Below are 14,820 nucleotides of genomic sequence, written 5' to 3'. Positions count from 1 at the left end.
ACGTGTCTCCAACTTCATTAGAATTTTTTGCGATCGGTATGACTAGTTATTTCCGGAACTTTTCTTTCCGAAAATAAGGCCGCCGGAATCGAGTCGATGCCGGCGGCGGTCAGTCAATGACCGGCGGAGCCGCCGCTCGCCTGCTTGATCGGTCCGATCTGGACGTCGGACGGACGGAATCCGGACTTCAGCTCGCGCGTCAGGGCTACGCGATCGAGGGCCTTTTCCCAGTTCGCGACGACAATCGTCGCCACGCTGTTGCCGATGATGTTCGTGAAGACGAACGCACTCGACATCGCCTTGTGAATGCCGAGAATCAGCGCGATGGACTCGACAGGAATCGTGTTCGATGCAGCCAGCGTGGCCGCGAGCACCGCGATGGCTGCGCCGGACACGCCCGCCGCGCCTTTCGAGGTGAGCAGCAGCACCGCGAGCAGGACGAGTTGCTCGTGCCAGCCCATCGGCGTGTTGGTGGCCTGGGCGAGGAACACGGCGGCAGCGGCGAAGTACAGGCAGGTTCCGTCGTGATTGAAGGTGTAGGCCGTCGGCAGCACGAGACCCACGACGGACTGTTCGCATCCCAGTCGTTCGAGCTTGTCGATCAATTGCGGGAACACGGTTTCGGAGGAACTCGTGCCGATCACGAGCAGCAACTCCGCGCCGATATAGCGCATCAGCCGCAGCAGACTGAAGCCGTTCACACGGGCGATGGGCCACAGGATCAGCACGATGAACAGCGCACAGGTCAGGTAGAACTCGAGGATCAGCTTGCCGAGCGAGAGCAGCGTGCCGAAGCCGAACTTGCTGACCGTGAACGCGATCGCGCCGAACGCCGCGATGGGCGCGATCTTCATCGTCAGGCCAATCATCCAGAACAGCGCGCCCGAGACCGAGTCGATGAAATCGAGTGCGGGTTTCGCTCGGTCGCCGATTGCGGCAAGACCGAAAGCGAACAGGACCGAGAAGAACAGCACTTGCAGCACATCGCCGCCCGAGAACGCGCTGAACGCGGTGTGCGGGATTACATTGAGCAGGAACTCGCTCGTCGTGACGACATGATGAGCCTTCGCGACATACGCATCGACGGCGGCGGAATGCACGCTGTGCATGTCCACGTTCATGCCGACGCCCGGCTTCAGCACGTTGATGACCACCAGCCCGAGCACCAGCGCGAGCGACGTGACCACTTCGAAGTAGAACAGCGCCTTGATCGCGACGCGGCCCACTTTCTTGAAGTCCTTCACGCCCGCGATGCCGCTGCATACCGTGCAGAAGATGATCGGGCCGATCAGCATCTGGATGATGCGGATGAAGGCGTCGCCGACCGGTTGCAGGTTGATGCCGAACTTCGGGAACAGATAGCCTGTGGCGATGCCGAGCGCCATGCCGGCCAGGACCTGGAAGGACAGGTCGCGATAGAACGGCCGGCGTTTCCTGGGTTGCGTGGCGGCGTTGCCGGGCAAGCTCATGGGTGTCTCCTTGCGGTGCGGGTGGCGAATTCGGATTCGCTTCTAAAAATGAAATAAGTGAAAAGGCGGCATGCGAGGCGACTCAGCGCCCCGCGTCGCCCAGAATGCGTTCGCTGTCCGCGAAGATTTCATCGACGGTCAGCTTGCACGGCAGCAGACCCTGTTCCTCGCAGAACGCCAGCGTTTCTTCGAGCGGCGCGCGCAATGCGTCGTAACCGAACAGCAGCTTGTCGGGCTTGCCGGCATTCTCTGCGGCCACCGAGGCCTTGCCGCGGCACAGCAGGTCGTACACGGCGCGCATGGCTTGCGGATGGGCATCGGCCAGCGCTTGCGTCACGACGACGACATGGTTGATCGGCACGTAGCGATGCGCGGCGTACCACGCGAGATCGGCTGTCGCGGCTTCCGGAATCAGCGGTTCGAGACCCGCTTCGTCGGGCAGGTCGTTGCCGAGGATGGCGGCATCGAGTTCACCGGCGCGCAGCATGGGCAACAGTTGCTTGCCGGGCGCGGCGCGTTGCACGAACGACGGGTCCGCATACTCTTCGAGATGCGCGCCTTCGATGGTGATCCATTCGTTTGCTTCGACCGGCACGCCGTACGTGCCCGACAGGATGGCGCGCACCCACATGCCGGTGGTTTGCGTATAAGTGCGCACGCCGATCTTCTTGCCCGACAACTGATCGATATCGAGCTTGCCGCGCCGCGCATTATAAATAATGCAGCCTTGCTGGAACCGCGCGGCCACGACGGCGGGCAGCAGGATAAGCGGCTTGCCATAAGCCTTGGCCTGCAAGTACGTGACGATGGCGAGCTCGCTCACGTCATAAGCCTGGCGACGCGCCATCGGCGCGAACGCGTTGTGAATCGGCTCGACTTCGTCGAACACGAGTTGTACGGCGGGATCGGTCAGTTCGCCACGCTTCAGGGCGCGCGTGTGCGGGTAGGTCTTGAGGGCGGTTTTCAGCAGCAGCGGTTGCATGTCATGACTCATAAAAAGCGTATTCAGACGGCCAGCGCCGGATAGACGGTCAGCGCCGTGCCGCCGAAGATGGCTTGCTGCGCATCGGCGGGCAGCATCGCGAGGCTGGCGCGTGCATCGGCGAGCAATTGCGGCAGCGCGCCTTCCGCTGCGGGAAAGTTCGAGCCCCAAGCAATACGATGCGCACCGAAGGCGTCGAGCACGCGCGGGAAGAACGCCTCCGGCGTCGATGCGCCGCGCGACGCTTCCGCGATCGTGCGGTTCGTGAGCTTCAGATACACCCCTTCATGCGATGCCAGGCTGAACAGCGGTGCCGCCGCTTCATACGGCGCTCCGCCCGCGAGGTCGGGACGCGCCAGGTGATCGAGCAACACGCGGATCTTCGGAAACCGCGCGAGCATGTTCAGCAGCGCGGGAATGCCTTGCGCCGTCATTTGCAGACAGATCGACACGCCATGACGTTCCGCGTATTCCCACACCGGGAACGAGCGCTCGTCGTCGAGCCAGCCCGCTTGCCCGGGCATCGTGCTGCCCGTCGTGAAGAGGCGCAGTCCGCAGAGGCCCGCGTCGAGCCAGCGTTGCAGTTGCGTGACGGCGTCGTTCGCAAGCACGTCGATGGAGAACACGCCGGCGAAGCGGTCCGGATGACTGCGCACCGCTTCCACCACATAACTATTGTCGTTGCCGTACACGGTGGACGCCTGCACGACCACGGCACGGTCGATGCCGGCATCGTCGAGCGAGGCCAGCAGGCCTTCGAAACTGACGGGACGCTTGGCCGACCATTCGGACTGGTGGCCGCCAACCGGTGCGAGCGGAAAACGCTGTTTATCCGGGGAAATGGCGTGAGTGTGAGTATCGATGACAACGGACATGAAGCGGCTCCAGGGGGACTTCTTTGCAGTGGAATGGACGTCACTGTAAGCCGGTTGCGAGCGAATCCCGCAATATGAACTTTGCGCTTGGGCATAAATTATGGTTAAGCTAAGGGTTTTCACATAGGGGTCGAACGCCATGGCGAACCGCGAAGACGACCCGTCGAACGACGATCTGACGCGCTTGCGGCGCCTGTTCCTGTTCGACGCCGTGTGCGAATCGGGTGGTATCGGACAGGCTGCGGCGCGTGCGGGACGCACCCAGCCGGCGGTGAGCCTTGCCATTGCCAAACTGGAGGCCAGCTTCGGCGGGCAACTGTTCGAACGCGGCTACGGCGGCAGCGAACTGACGGCGGAAGGGCGCATCCTGCAACGGCGCACGCGGCGCATGCTCGATCAGATGGAGCGCGCGGTCGCGGCCTTGACCGGCCATGAGGAGCCTTCCCCGCACAGCGCGACGATCTGCCGGCACCTCACGGACGCCCAGGTGCGCTGTCATATCGCCATCGCGCAGGCCGGGTCGGCGGCGGAGGCGGCGCAGCAACTCGGCATCTCGCAGCCGGCCGTGCATCGCGCGGCGCGACAGATCGAACAGAGCGTGGGCGTGTCGTTGTATCGACGGCGCGTGCACAGCGTCGCGGCGAATCCGGCGGGCGTCGAATTTGCGCGGCGGCTCAGTCTCGCGCTGTATGAGATCGCGCAGGCCCGTGAAGATCTCGCCTATGCGCGCGGCCAGCGCACCGGGCGCGTGGCCATCGGCGTGTTGCCGCTGTTGCCGCCGCGGCTCGTCGCGCGCGTGATTCAACGGCTGCGCGCACGCTATCCGGCGGCCCGCATCACGGTGGACGAAGGCTCGCACGCGCCGCTGCTGCGCGATCTGCGCGCGGGCGGCATCGACATCATCGTCGGCGGCTTGCGCGAGCCCCGGCTCACCGGCGCAGTGCAGGAAACCGAGCTGTTCGCGGACCCGTATGTGGTCGCGGTGCGCAAGGGCCATAAGCTTGCGCGGCAGAAGTCGATCATGCCCAACCATCTCGCCGACTACGACTGGGTCGTGCCGCAGCGCACGGTGCCGCGCCGCGCGGTGATCGACCGCCTCTTCGCGCGCCTGCCCGCCACGCCGCCGCTCGTGGTCGAAACGAGTTCGCTCGCGATGATGATCGCGATGCTCGTCGAGAGCGATTGCATCACCTTGCTGTCGCGCTCGCAGATACGCGAGGCCTATCCTGGCAGCGACATGGTCGCGCTCGAACTGAAGACGCCGGAGGCGGATCGCGCGGTGGGCTATACGGTGCGAAGCGACTGGCTCGGCACCGCCGTGCAGCAGGCGTTCATCGAATGCTTGCGCGAAGAATGCGGGCTGCCCGCGTGAGTGCGATCGTCCACTTCCCGCACTGAATCGGGCAGGCGCCTTTACCCGCAGGTTAACGCGTCGAGAAATTTATTCAATGGACGCTGCCGGGTCGCGATGAGACGATGCAAGCATCGAAAGCCTTAGACGACTCGCTGCAAGCCACGTTGCAAGACAGTGTCTTGAGCTACAAGCATAAGAGTGTGGCGTATGCAGCCGCGCAAGGAGACAAGCACATGCATCGCGAGATCGCGCAGGGCGGCTGACGCCTTCATTCAAGGCCGATACGCGCTTTGCGGAGGCCCTCGGCCTTTGTACCCCCGTCACGCATCAACGCAGGAATCACTGCCCGAAAAGGCGGTGAGGGGCACTCACGCCCGCAATAAAAGAAGCCTGAAACAAGGCGCCATATTGGAGACAGCCATGCATGCAAGCAAGCGAACGAGACACACATCGGATCATCGGGAAAGAGCGCGGAGCAGCACGCCGAATGACTGACAGACGGGCCTATGCCGTCCGGGTCGCGCGGACGGCATGGGAACGCGATACCGCATCTCACCGAACAAATCTCATGATCAGAAAACTAATAATCGTTCTCGCCGCCTGTCAGTTCGCGGGCGTGGCTCACGCGCAATCTTATGTCACGCTGGCAGGCGTGGTGGACGGCGGTATTCGTTATACGCACACGGGACTGGGCAACCAGTATTCGATGAACTCGAACGGCTTCTTCACTTCGAACCGGCTCGATTTCATCGGCAAGGAAGATCTCGGCGGCGGCTACAACGCGCACTTCAGGCTCGAGAGCGGCTTCAATCTCGGCAATGGCGCGTACGACAACACGAACAACGTCGCGTTCAACCGGGGCGCGTATGTCGGCCTGGGCGGATGGTTCGGTTCGCTCGACTTCGGCCGCCAGTACACCATCGCGCATGACGTGATCTACGACTACGATCCCTTCAACTTCGAGTATCCCGGCATCACCCCGCTCACGCCCGCGACCGCGGGCACGCGCTTCAACAACGACGTGAAGTACAGCCGCACGTATGGACCGTTCCGCTTCCGCGCGGAGAATTCCTTCGGCGGCGTGGCGGGCGATTTCAACGCGGGATCGGCACGCGGCGTGGGCTTGCAATACAAAATGGGACCGGTGAACGTGGGCGGCGTCTATATCCATCGATCGGTGCTGTCAGGCACGACCTATCAGCCGGATAACTACTACACGCTCGGCGCGGCGCTGACCTTCGGCGATCTGCGCTTCGCGGGCGGCTACATGAACGATAACGTCGACGTGGCCGCGCCGAACCGCGACGTGCGCACGCTCAATTACTGGGGCGGCCTGACGTATCAGTTGACGCCGTACACGCGCGTGGGCGCGGCGTACTACATCACGGACTTGCCGAATACGGGCGGCAAGCGCAGTCAGGGTCTGGCGAGCGTCGCCTATTCTCTGTCGAAGCAGACTGTGCTCTACGCCGAGTTCGACTACACGAAGTTCTCAGGAACCTACATCACCAACAAGACCCTGAACGCCACCCAGCAGCCGCATCAGCTCGCCTTCACCGTGGGGATCAACCATGGGTTCTGACAACGCGGTCAGCACATCTTCGATGCCGGTTCTGCACGCTCCCTGTCGTTTCCATTATCCTGCTGCGTTATTCTTTACCGCCGCGCGGCCGGTTCTCGCGCGGCGGGCAGTGGAACAAGTGCGGCATAAGAATCGCGCGACGGCGCGAGCGGAAAGCCGCACGCAGAACGACTAGCGTCGAAGCGTGTCATCGTCCGATGCGCAAGGCGCATCGGAGACATTATGAGTCAGCTGGACTGGTATTTGAGCGTCAACATGAAGGCGCGTCATCTGCGCCTGCTCGTCGCCATTTATGATTTCCGCAACCTGCGGCAAGTGGCGTCGAATTCTTACATTACGGTTCCAGCGGTATCGAAGGCGCTTGGCGAGATTGAAAGTGCTCTGGGCGTGAAGCTCTTCGAGCGCACCGTCAACGGCCTGCGTCCCACTGCATATGGCGAATGCGTGGTGCGCCACGCGCGCGCCGTTCTGAGCAGCCTGAGCCAGACGGCCGAAGAGATCAAGGCGCTGCAGACCGGCAGCGCCGGCAAGGTGCATGTCGGCGCGCTGCCGACGCTCATCTCCACGCTCATGCCGCGCGCCCTCGCGCGCCTGAAGCAGGAAGCGCCGCAGACCAACGTATCGATTCTCGAAGGCCGCATGACCGGGCTGTTGCAGGACTTGCGGCGCGGCGATCTCGACATGATCGTCGGCCGCCTGCCGAATCGCGCGGACACCGTGGGCCTGCACGAACGAGCGCTCATCAACACGCCGATCAAGCTCGTGACCGGCGTGCAGCATCCGCTCGCAAGCAGAAGCACCGTGCAATGGTCGGACCTCAAGGACTATCCGTGGATCCTGCCGCCTTCGGGTTCGCTGCTGCGTGAGCCGATCGAAAACACGCTGGCGCGCCATGGTCTGCCGATGCCGTCTAACACCATCGAAACCCTTTCGACGCATCTGATCCGCGCCTACATCCAGATCAATGACGCCATTGCGCTGCATACGGTGGACATGCTGTATCCGGATTCGGGGGCCAGCCCGTTCCATGTGCTGCCGCTCGACATGAACCTCGCGACCCGGCCGCTCGGCGTGATCTGGCGTGCCGACAAGCCGCTCGCGCCCAGCGCCATGCTACTTCTGCAATGCCTCGAACGTGAATGTCCGCCGAGCGATGTCAAGGATGAAGCCGACCTCGCCGGGATGGCCGAGCCCGCCCGATCCGGTCAAGGGGCTTAACCGAAAGGTTAAGGGATCTGCCCTTTTATTCAATGGACGGGAAACGCAGGCGGCGCGATGATGTCCTCATCGAACCCGCATCAAGAGCGCGTTGACGCGCCGGCGTTTCACCGTAAAGGAGACAGACGGATGCCCATCCCGATCATGAGAGCATGGCGTCGCGCGGCGGCATGGTGCGGCACGGCGGCGCGCATCACGAAAGAAATCGCGCGTGCCTGGCCGGGACAATTTCCGGTGTTGATCCCCATCTTCGGCATGGACGATCTGAGCCAGCCGCGACGCTAGCCTTCGCTATCCGAAGGCGCTTCCCGTTCCAGTCAATCAGAGTTCCATCTCCGCCGGCGCATTCGCGGCCGGCCTCCGTACGCCTGCACGCACGGCCATCACATTTCGACGATATAAAAAAAAGGGGGAGATCCTGCATGACAGGCCGACGCACCTTTCTGAAGGAAGCGCTCATCACCGGCACAGCGGCGGCGCTCGTCAAGCCCGCGGCGGCCACGCCGACATCCAACGCGCCGCAGCGGCCTTCAGTGAGCAGGCCATCGCCGGCGCTGGTGGCGGCGGAAACGCAAGGCGATGCCCTGGCGCCGTCGCTCGACGAAGCACCTGCCACGGATGCCGCGCACATCGGCAATCCCGGCTCCGATTTCATGGTGGATCTGCTGCGCATCGCGGGTATCGATTATGTCGCGACGATGCCCGGCTCGACCTTCCGCGGCCTTCATGAGTCGATCGTGAACTATGCGGGCGACACGCATCCGCAGATGATCGTCTGCACCCACGAGGAAGCGTCGGCGGCGATTGCGCACGGATACGCGAAAGTCGCGGGCAAGCCCATGGCCTGTCTCGTGCACAGCACGGTAGGCTTGCAGCATGCGTCGATGGCGCTCTACAACGCTTGGTGCGATCACGTGCCGATGACGGTCATCGCCGGCAATATCGCCGATGCGACCAAGCGCCGTCCGGGTGTCGAGTGGTATCACACGGCGCAGGACCTCGGTGCGCTGGTACGCGACTACACCAAGTACGACGACTATCCGGTGTCGCTCCAGCATTACGCCGAATCGTTCATGCGCGCTTACACGATGTCCGTCACGCCGCCGATGGCGCCTGTGCTGATCGTCGCGGATGCGGAGTTGCAGGAGCAGCCGATCGCGGACCCGCATGGCATCACGGTGCCGCCGCTGCGCGAAGTGTCGCCACCCGCCGCAAGCGCCGATGCCTTGCAAGCCGCTGCCACGATGCTGTGCGCGGCGAAGGCGCCGGTGATCGTCGCGGATCGCGCGGTGCGTACGCAGGCGGGCCTGGAGTCGCTGGTCGCGTTGGCTGAATCGCTCAACGCGCCGGTGATCGACCTGCTTGGCCGCATGAACTTCCCCACGCGGCATCCCCTCAATCATTCGTCGATGCAGGCGCGCCTGTTGGCCGATGCCGACGTGATCCTCGCGCTCGAAGTGGGCGATGTCTGGGGTCTTACACAGAGCGTGCCGGATACGATCGGCCGCGCGTCGAAGCGGCGCGCGAAGCCGGACGTGCGCGTCATCAGCATCTCGACGTCCTATCTCTACGGCAAGTCGAACATGCAGGATGCGGAGCGTTATTACGCTGCGACCTTGCCCATCGGCGCGGATGCCCAGGCGTCGATACCGGCGCTGACGGAGGCCATCCGCACGACCATGACCGCTGCGCAACGCACGGTCGTCGAGGCGCGTGCGGCAACGCTGCGGGCTTCGCACGACAGCATGCTGCACGCCGCGCGGGAAGCCGCCGCACGCGGATGGGACGGCACGCCCATCAGCACCGCACGTCTCGCGCAGGAAGTGTGGAACGTCATCCGCCACGATGATTGGGCGCTCGTTTCGCCGCCCGGCGCGTGCAGCCAGTGGCCCAACCGCCTGTGGGACTTCACGAAGACGTATCAGTTCATCGGCGCGGGCGGAGGGTATGGCGTCGGCTATGCGGCGCCCGCTGCCGTGGGCGCGGCGATCGCGCATCGCGATGCCGGGCGCATCGCCGTCAGCATCCAGACCGACGGCGATCTGATGGTGCTGCCCGGCGTGCTGTGGACGGCCGCGCATCATCAAGTGCCCTTGCTGATGGTGATGCACAACAACCGCGCGTGGCATCAGGAGACCATGCATATCCAGCGCATGGCGGGACGGCGTGATCGTCATCCGGAGCGCGGGCGCATCGGCACCGTGTTGCAGGATCCGCCGATCGATTACGCATCGATGGCGAAGAGCATGGGCGTCTGGGCGGAAGGCCCGATCTCCAGTCCCGCCGATCTCGGCCCGGCCCTGACGCGCGCGATGGCGCAGGTCAGAAGCGGCAAGCCCGCGCTGCTCGACGTGCTGACCCAACCTCGATGACGGACGCCGCAATGCCTCTCTATTCACGTTTGCCGATGAAGGCACTGGCGTGCATCGCGTTCGCGGTGTCGTCGGGAGCACACGCCGACACGAACGCCGATATTGAAACCGGCCGCGCGCTCTTCATGCAGAAGGGCTGCTACGAATGTCATGGCGTGCTGGGGCAGGGCAGCGCATCGACGGGGCCTGCGCTCGCACCGCATCCTGTCCCGCTATCGGCGATGCAAGCGTATGTGCACGATCCCAAGGGCGAGATGCCGGTCTACAGCAAGCGGATTCTCTCCGATGACGAGATCGCCCGCATCCACGCTTATCTCGCCTCCTTGCCGCCGAATCCTCCCGCCGAGAGTCTCGCGTTGCTGAACGATGGCGCGGCGCCCACGGCGCAAGCATCGGCGCCGCCGGGACACGGCTCGTCCATTTACGCGGCGAATTGCGCGGCGTGTCATGGCGCGAGTGGCGAGGGCGGTGTGGGACCCGCGCTGCGCGGCATCGCGAGCCGTTATGGAACCAGCGACATCGAAGGGCGCATTCGCGAACCCTCGGGCATCATGCCGCGCCTTTATCCGCACGTCCTGAACGATGAAGAAGTGCGGGACGTGGCCCGATATGTGGCGCAGTTGCGTTAGCGAAGCGGACATGTACGGATCCCGAAGCATTTACCAGTTGGTTAACGCACCCACGGCTTATTTCAATAGACGGGAAACACACGCTACCCGATGATCTGCTGACCGGATCGCCCGACGGTCCCCGAACATCATTCGAATCCAACAGGAGACCCCGTTGACCAGGAAAGTCCCGCTCAAGATCGCCATTGCAGAGTATCCGCATACGTCGGCCATTCGCAACGGCTCGATTCCCATCGAAGGCGTCGATGCGGAGATCGTTACCGTCAAGCCGCAGATCGGCGCGTTTCGCCGCATGGTGCGCGATGTCGAGTTCGACGTGTGCGAGCTTGCACCGACCACCTACATCATCGCGCGAGCCTACGGCGCGCCGTTCGTCGCGCTGCCGATCTTCGTCATGCGGCGCTTTCATCATGGCGGCCTGCTCGTGCGCCCGGATGCGGGCATTGCTACACCGAAGGATCTCGAAGGCAAGAAGGTCGGCGTGCGCGCGTATTCCGTCACGACCGGCGTGTGGACGCGGCAAGTGCTGATCGACGAGTTCGGTCTCGATTCGTCGAAGGTCACATGGGTCGTCGATGACGAGGAACACGTCACGCAACTCAAGCTTCCGTCGAATGTGATTCACGCACCGCAAGGCAAGTCGCTTGCTGACCTGATGGCCTCGGGCGAACTCGCGGCGGGCTTTGCGGCGAATGCCGGCATCGGCCGCACCGGCAACCCGAACGGCGGCTGGCAGGAAGTGGAAGCCAACTATCCCGACCTGCTGCCAAACGCGGCCGAACTCGAAGCCGACTATTACCGCCGCACGGGCGTGTATCCGATGCACGGCACCATCGTCGTGAAGGATGCGGTGCTCGCCGAGCATCCATGGATCGCGAAGTCGCTTTACGACGCATTCGAGCAGGCCAAGCAGGCATGGCTCGCCACGCTCGACCGCAACGACCCGGCCAACGCCAGCGACAAGAAGTACCTCGAACTGCGCAAGATCGTCGGACACGATCCGTTGCCGTACGGAATCGAGGCCAATCGCAAGACCATCGAGGCACTGGAAGCCACCGCCTTCGAGCAGCGGCTCACGCCGCGCCGGATGTCGATGGCCGAGCTGTTCGTCGATCCGCTTGCTTAATTCATAGCCACCACCGCATAACCATTCAACCGAATCAAAGAACGACTCATGGCATCCATCGTTGATATTCATCCGCACATCATCTCCGACGATACCGCGCGCTATCCCGTCGCGCCGCTGGGCGGCAAGCGTTCCGACTGGTCGAAGGAGCGTCCTTCCACCGTCGAGTCGCTGATCGCAGCAATGGACGAAGCCGGCGTGGCGAAGGCCGCCGTCGTGCATTCGTCGACCACGTATGGCTTCGACAACAGCTATGTGCTCGACGCGTGCGCGGCCTATCCGGACCGTCTCGTCGCAGTGGGCTCTGTCGATGTGACGCTGCCCGATGCCCCGCGCACCATTCGCGCCTGCGTGGAGCGTGGCCTCGCGGGCCTGCGCATGTTCACGGGCGGCAGCACGAAGGATTTCGATCCGAGCGAGCTCGAAGATCCGCGCTCCTGGCCTGCCTGGGAAACCTGCGTGGAACTGAATCTGCCGATGTGCATCCAGACGGGTCCGGTGGGCCTGCCGCAGGTCGCCGATCTGGCGCGGCGCTTTCCGAACGTGAAGATCATTCTCGATCACCTCGGCCGTCCCGACGTGACCGACGGCGCGCCTTACGCGAAGGCACAGAGCATGTTCGACCTTGCGCCGCTCACGAACATCTACATGAAGCTGACGCCGCGCATTTTCGACGACATGCAGAAGGGCGATGCGAACGCCGAGACCTTTTTCCCGCGGCTGATCGAAGTGTTTGGCGCGCAGCGTCTGGCGTGGGGTTCGAACTTCCCGAGTTCGAAGGGCACGCTGCCCGAGATTCTCGCGACAGCCGAGGCGGGCCTCCGTTGCCTGAACGAAGACGACCGCGCGTGGATCTTCGGCAAGACAGCGCAACAGTTGTATCCGGCGCTGGCCTGAGCGGCGTGACGACGGATCTTCAGTGAACGAAGCGTGAGGAACAACCAGATGGCGACGATTCAAACCGACCTGCCGACGCTGCGGGTCAACCTGGCCGAATACGCGGCCACGAAAGCGATGAGAGACGGCCGCGTGTCGTCGAGCGTGGTCAATCTCGACTACTGCGGTCCGGCACGCGCGCACGACGGCTTCAAGCCGATGCTGCGCGAGAATGCCTTCGATGCGGGCGAGCTGGCCATCGTCACGTATCTGCAGGCGAAGGCTTACGGCAAGCCTTACGTGCTGCTTCCGGCGCCGATCTCGGGCCGCTTCCAGCATCATTGCGCGGGCTATAACGGTGAGCTGGGTCATCTCGACCCGAAGGACATCGAGGGCAAGCGGGTGGGCGTGCGCACCTATGCACAGACCACTGGCCTGTGGATTCGCGGCATCCTGCGTCACGAGTACGGCGTGGATCTCGACAAGGTCACGTGGATGACGCAAGGCGAGGGGCATCTCGCCGAATACACGGACCCGGCCAATTGCCAGCGGCTGCCGAAGGGATCGTCGGTCGGGCAGATGATGCTGGACGGTGAACTCGCGGCGGTGCTGGCGGGCGAGGACATGCCGAAGGACCCGCGCGTGAAAACGCTCGTGCCCGATGCGCAGGCCGCCGCGAAGGACTGGTTCGCGCGCGAAGGCGTGGTGCCGATCAACCATATGTTCGTCGTGCATGCCGGGCTGTCGAAGGAGCGGCCGGACATCGTGCGCGAGCTGTACCGGATGATCGTGGAGAGCCGCGCACTGGGCGAGGGCGTGCCCGCCGTCATCCCGCCCTTCGGTCTGGAGGCGAACCGCAAGGGTATCCAGCTCGCCATCGACTGGGCACTCGACCAGAAGATCATTCCGCGCCGCTTCTCGGTGGACGAACTGTTCGACGATGTAACCGGCAGCCTCGGATAGACTCGCGCACAGGCGCGCAGTGATAACAAAAAAATCAGACGGAGACGAAGTGATGGAGACTATTCGAAGAGAGGCACGCCTCGAGAGCCGTTGGGGCGTCGTATTCCTGCTCGCCTTTGGCCTGATGATCGCGTTCATGGACCGCACGAGCATGTCGGCCGCGCTCGCGGATCATCATTTCGTCCAGCATTTCACGCTCACGTCGGTGCAGCGCGGCTGGCTCGGCTCATCGGTGTTCTGGGCCTACGGGCTGCTGCAATTGCCGATGGGCTGGCTCGTCGACCGCTACGGCGTCAAATGGCCTTATGCGATCTGCTTCCTGCTGTGGTGTGTCGCGGCGGCGGTCACCGGCATCGTCACCACGCTGTCGGCGCTCATCATCGTGCGGGTGCTGATCGGCGCGGCGGAAGCGGTGGTCGTGCCCGCTACCTATCGCTATATCGCCAACCGCTTCGAGGAAACGCAGAAGGGCACGGCGCTCGGCATCTATTCGGTCGGCGGCAAGATGGGTCCGGCGCTCGGTGCGCCGGCTGCCGCGTGGCTGATCGCGGGCACGTCGTGGAAGATGATGTTCATCGTGACGGGTCTCGCAGGACTGGTGTGGCTTCTGCCCTGGCTGCTGATGGTGCGCAACGACTTCCCCGATGCGACCGAACTCGCATCGAGAAAGCAGCGCGCCGCCTCGGTGCCGCTGCGCAATCTGCTTGCGAGCCCGGTGGTGTGGGGCGGCTTGCTCACCAACTTCTGCTACGCCTATTTCGCGTTCTACTGCATGACGTGGATGCCCGCGTATCTGGTGGAGCAACGGGGGCTCTCATTGCAGCAGTCGGGCCTGTACACGGCGTTCAGCTTCTGCGGCGTGGCGGTCACGGCCGCGCTCAGCGGCTGGCTGGCGGACCGGCTGATTGCCCGCGGTCATGATGCCGTCGTGGTGCGCAAGTCGTTCATGGTGGTCGGCTTCATCGGCGGCATGACGGTGTTGTTCGGGGCCTACGCACCGAGCGTGCAGATGGCGCTGTTCTGGAATGTGCTGTCGTTGACGCTGGTGGGTCTCGTCACGACGAACAACCTCGCGCTCGTCAAGCTCACGCTGATTCCGAAGCAGGCTGTGGGCTTGAACACCGGCTTGCAGCAGGTCGCGACGAGCCTCGCGGGCGGCGTGTCCGCCAGTCTCTCCGGCTGGCTGCTGCATGTGGGGCATAGCTACACACTGCCGATGATGGCGATCTTCGTGTTCCTGCTGGTCGGCGCGACGAGCACGATTGTGCTCATGCGGCGCAAGTGGGCGCCGAAGGTGAACGACGTCAACGATGAAGCGCCGGAGCGGGAGGCCACGCCGCCGGCGGCGAGGAGTCAGGGCGTGCGTTGAGCGGA

At 63.7% G+C, this 14,820-nt stretch carries 13 protein-coding genes; 10 read left to right on the top strand and 3 right to left on the bottom strand.

What is annotated here, in order from left to right; all coding sequences use genetic code 11:
- Positions 1–113: 113 nt before the first annotated feature.
- The 3 genes from dctA to QCE83_RS19170 form a co-directional block, all read right to left on the bottom strand.
- Complete coding sequence (gene dctA / locus QCE83_RS19180; protein WP_309814306.1) at positions 114–1,469, bottom strand: C4-dicarboxylate transporter DctA; 1,356 nt, start codon at positions 1,467–1,469, stop codon at positions 114–116.
- An 82-nt stretch (positions 1,470–1,551) separates the two neighbouring features.
- Positions 1,552–2,451, bottom strand: coding sequence for a hypothetical protein (locus tag QCE83_RS19175; protein ID WP_309814301.1), 900 nt, complete (start codon positions 2,449–2,451; stop codon positions 1,552–1,554).
- Positions 2,452–2,474: 23 nt separating this feature from the next.
- Positions 2,475–3,326: an amidohydrolase family protein gene (locus QCE83_RS19170; RefSeq protein ID WP_309814299.1), complete on the bottom strand. Its 852-nt coding sequence runs from the start codon at positions 3,324–3,326 to the stop codon at positions 2,475–2,477.
- A gap of 139 nt (positions 3,327–3,465) precedes the next feature.
- Here QCE83_RS19170 and QCE83_RS19165 point away from each other — a divergent pair, with 139 nt between their 5' ends.
- The 10 genes from QCE83_RS19165 (at position 3,466) to QCE83_RS19120 (ending at position 14,815) form a co-directional block, all read left to right on the top strand.
- Positions 3,466–4,698 carry a LysR substrate-binding domain-containing protein gene (locus QCE83_RS19165; protein ID WP_309814295.1) on the top strand — a complete coding sequence of 411 codons (1,233 nt, stop codon included), beginning with the start codon at positions 3,466–3,468 and terminating at the stop codon, positions 4,696–4,698.
- A gap of 550 nt (positions 4,699–5,248) precedes the next feature.
- On the top strand, positions 5,249–6,262 hold the full coding sequence (locus QCE83_RS19160; RefSeq protein ID WP_309814292.1) for a porin: 1,014 nt from the start codon (positions 5,249–5,251) through the stop codon (positions 6,260–6,262).
- A 222-nt stretch (positions 6,263–6,484) separates the two neighbouring features.
- Positions 6,485–7,480 carry a LysR substrate-binding domain-containing protein gene (locus QCE83_RS19155; protein WP_309814288.1) on the top strand — a complete coding sequence of 332 codons (996 nt, stop codon included), beginning with the start codon at positions 6,485–6,487 and terminating at the stop codon, positions 7,478–7,480.
- A gap of 129 nt (positions 7,481–7,609) precedes the next feature.
- Positions 7,610–7,765, top strand: a complete 156-nt coding sequence (locus QCE83_RS19150; RefSeq protein ID WP_309814286.1) for a hypothetical protein — start codon at positions 7,610–7,612, stop codon at positions 7,763–7,765.
- Positions 7,766–7,902: 137 nt separating this feature from the next.
- Positions 7,903–9,852: a thiamine pyrophosphate-dependent enzyme gene (locus QCE83_RS19145; protein ID WP_309814282.1), complete on the top strand. Its 1,950-nt coding sequence runs from the start codon at positions 7,903–7,905 to the stop codon at positions 9,850–9,852.
- A gap of 11 nt (positions 9,853–9,863) precedes the next feature.
- Entirely contained in the window at positions 9,864–10,481 is a 618-nt protein-coding gene (locus QCE83_RS19140) for a cytochrome c (protein WP_309814281.1), read from the top strand.
- Between the two features lie 154 nt (positions 10,482–10,635).
- Complete coding sequence (locus QCE83_RS19135) at positions 10,636–11,607, top strand: ABC transporter substrate-binding protein (protein ID WP_309814279.1); 972 nt, start codon at positions 10,636–10,638, stop codon at positions 11,605–11,607.
- A 48-nt stretch (positions 11,608–11,655) separates the two neighbouring features.
- Positions 11,656–12,504 (top strand): amidohydrolase family protein, encoded by an 849-nt coding sequence (locus tag QCE83_RS19130; RefSeq protein WP_309814278.1) that lies wholly within the window; start codon positions 11,656–11,658, stop codon positions 12,502–12,504.
- A 48-nt stretch (positions 12,505–12,552) separates the two neighbouring features.
- The gene (locus tag QCE83_RS19125; protein WP_309814275.1) at positions 12,553–13,446 is read left to right on the top strand and encodes a phosphate ABC transporter substrate-binding protein; all 894 of its coding nucleotides are present in this window, start codon (positions 12,553–12,555) and stop codon (positions 13,444–13,446) included.
- A gap of 52 nt (positions 13,447–13,498) precedes the next feature.
- The gene (locus tag QCE83_RS19120) at positions 13,499–14,815 is read left to right on the top strand and encodes an MFS transporter (RefSeq protein WP_309814271.1); all 1,317 of its coding nucleotides are present in this window, start codon (positions 13,499–13,501) and stop codon (positions 14,813–14,815) included.
- The last annotated feature ends 5 nt before the right edge of the window (positions 14,816–14,820 follow it).

It is taken from the genome of Caballeronia sp. LZ034LL (genome assembly GCF_031451215.1).
Lineage (GTDB): Bacteria > Pseudomonadota > Gammaproteobacteria > Burkholderiales > Burkholderiaceae > Caballeronia.
Note: the sequence above shows the minus strand (reverse complement) of the source record. Positions and strands in the feature narration are given on the sequence as shown.

What these genes read in the sequence shown, in the direction of transcription:
- QCE83_RS19155 (WP_309814288.1), top strand. Translation starts at nt 6,485, where the DNA reads ATGAGTCAGCTGGACTGGTATTTGAGCGTCAACATGAAGGCGCGTCAT.
- QCE83_RS19130 (WP_309814278.1), top strand. Translation starts at nt 11,656, where the DNA reads ATGGCATCCATCGTTGATATTCATCCGCACATCATCTCCGACGATACC.
- dctA (WP_309814306.1), bottom strand. Translation starts at nt 1,469, where the DNA reads ATGAGCTTGCCCGGCAACGCCGCCACGCAACCCAGGAAACGCCGGCCG.
- QCE83_RS19175 (WP_309814301.1), bottom strand. Translation starts at nt 2,451, where the DNA reads ATGCAACCGCTGCTGCTGAAAACCGCCCTCAAGACCTACCCGCACACG.
- QCE83_RS19165 (WP_309814295.1), top strand. Translation starts at nt 3,466, where the DNA reads ATGGCGAACCGCGAAGACGACCCGTCGAACGACGATCTGACGCGCTTG.
- QCE83_RS19160 (WP_309814292.1), top strand. Translation starts at nt 5,249, where the DNA reads ATGATCAGAAAACTAATAATCGTTCTCGCCGCCTGTCAGTTCGCGGGC.
- QCE83_RS19140 (WP_309814281.1), top strand. Translation starts at nt 9,864, where the DNA reads ATGCCTCTCTATTCACGTTTGCCGATGAAGGCACTGGCGTGCATCGCG.
- QCE83_RS19150 (WP_309814286.1), top strand. Translation starts at nt 7,610, where the DNA reads ATGCCCATCCCGATCATGAGAGCATGGCGTCGCGCGGCGGCATGGTGC.
- QCE83_RS19125 (WP_309814275.1), top strand. Translation starts at nt 12,553, where the DNA reads ATGGCGACGATTCAAACCGACCTGCCGACGCTGCGGGTCAACCTGGCC.
- QCE83_RS19120 (WP_309814271.1), top strand. Translation starts at nt 13,499, where the DNA reads ATGGAGACTATTCGAAGAGAGGCACGCCTCGAGAGCCGTTGGGGCGTC.
- QCE83_RS19145 (WP_309814282.1), top strand. Translation starts at nt 7,903, where the DNA reads ATGACAGGCCGACGCACCTTTCTGAAGGAAGCGCTCATCACCGGCACA.
- QCE83_RS19170 (WP_309814299.1), bottom strand. Translation starts at nt 3,326, where the DNA reads ATGTCCGTTGTCATCGATACTCACACTCACGCCATTTCCCCGGATAAA.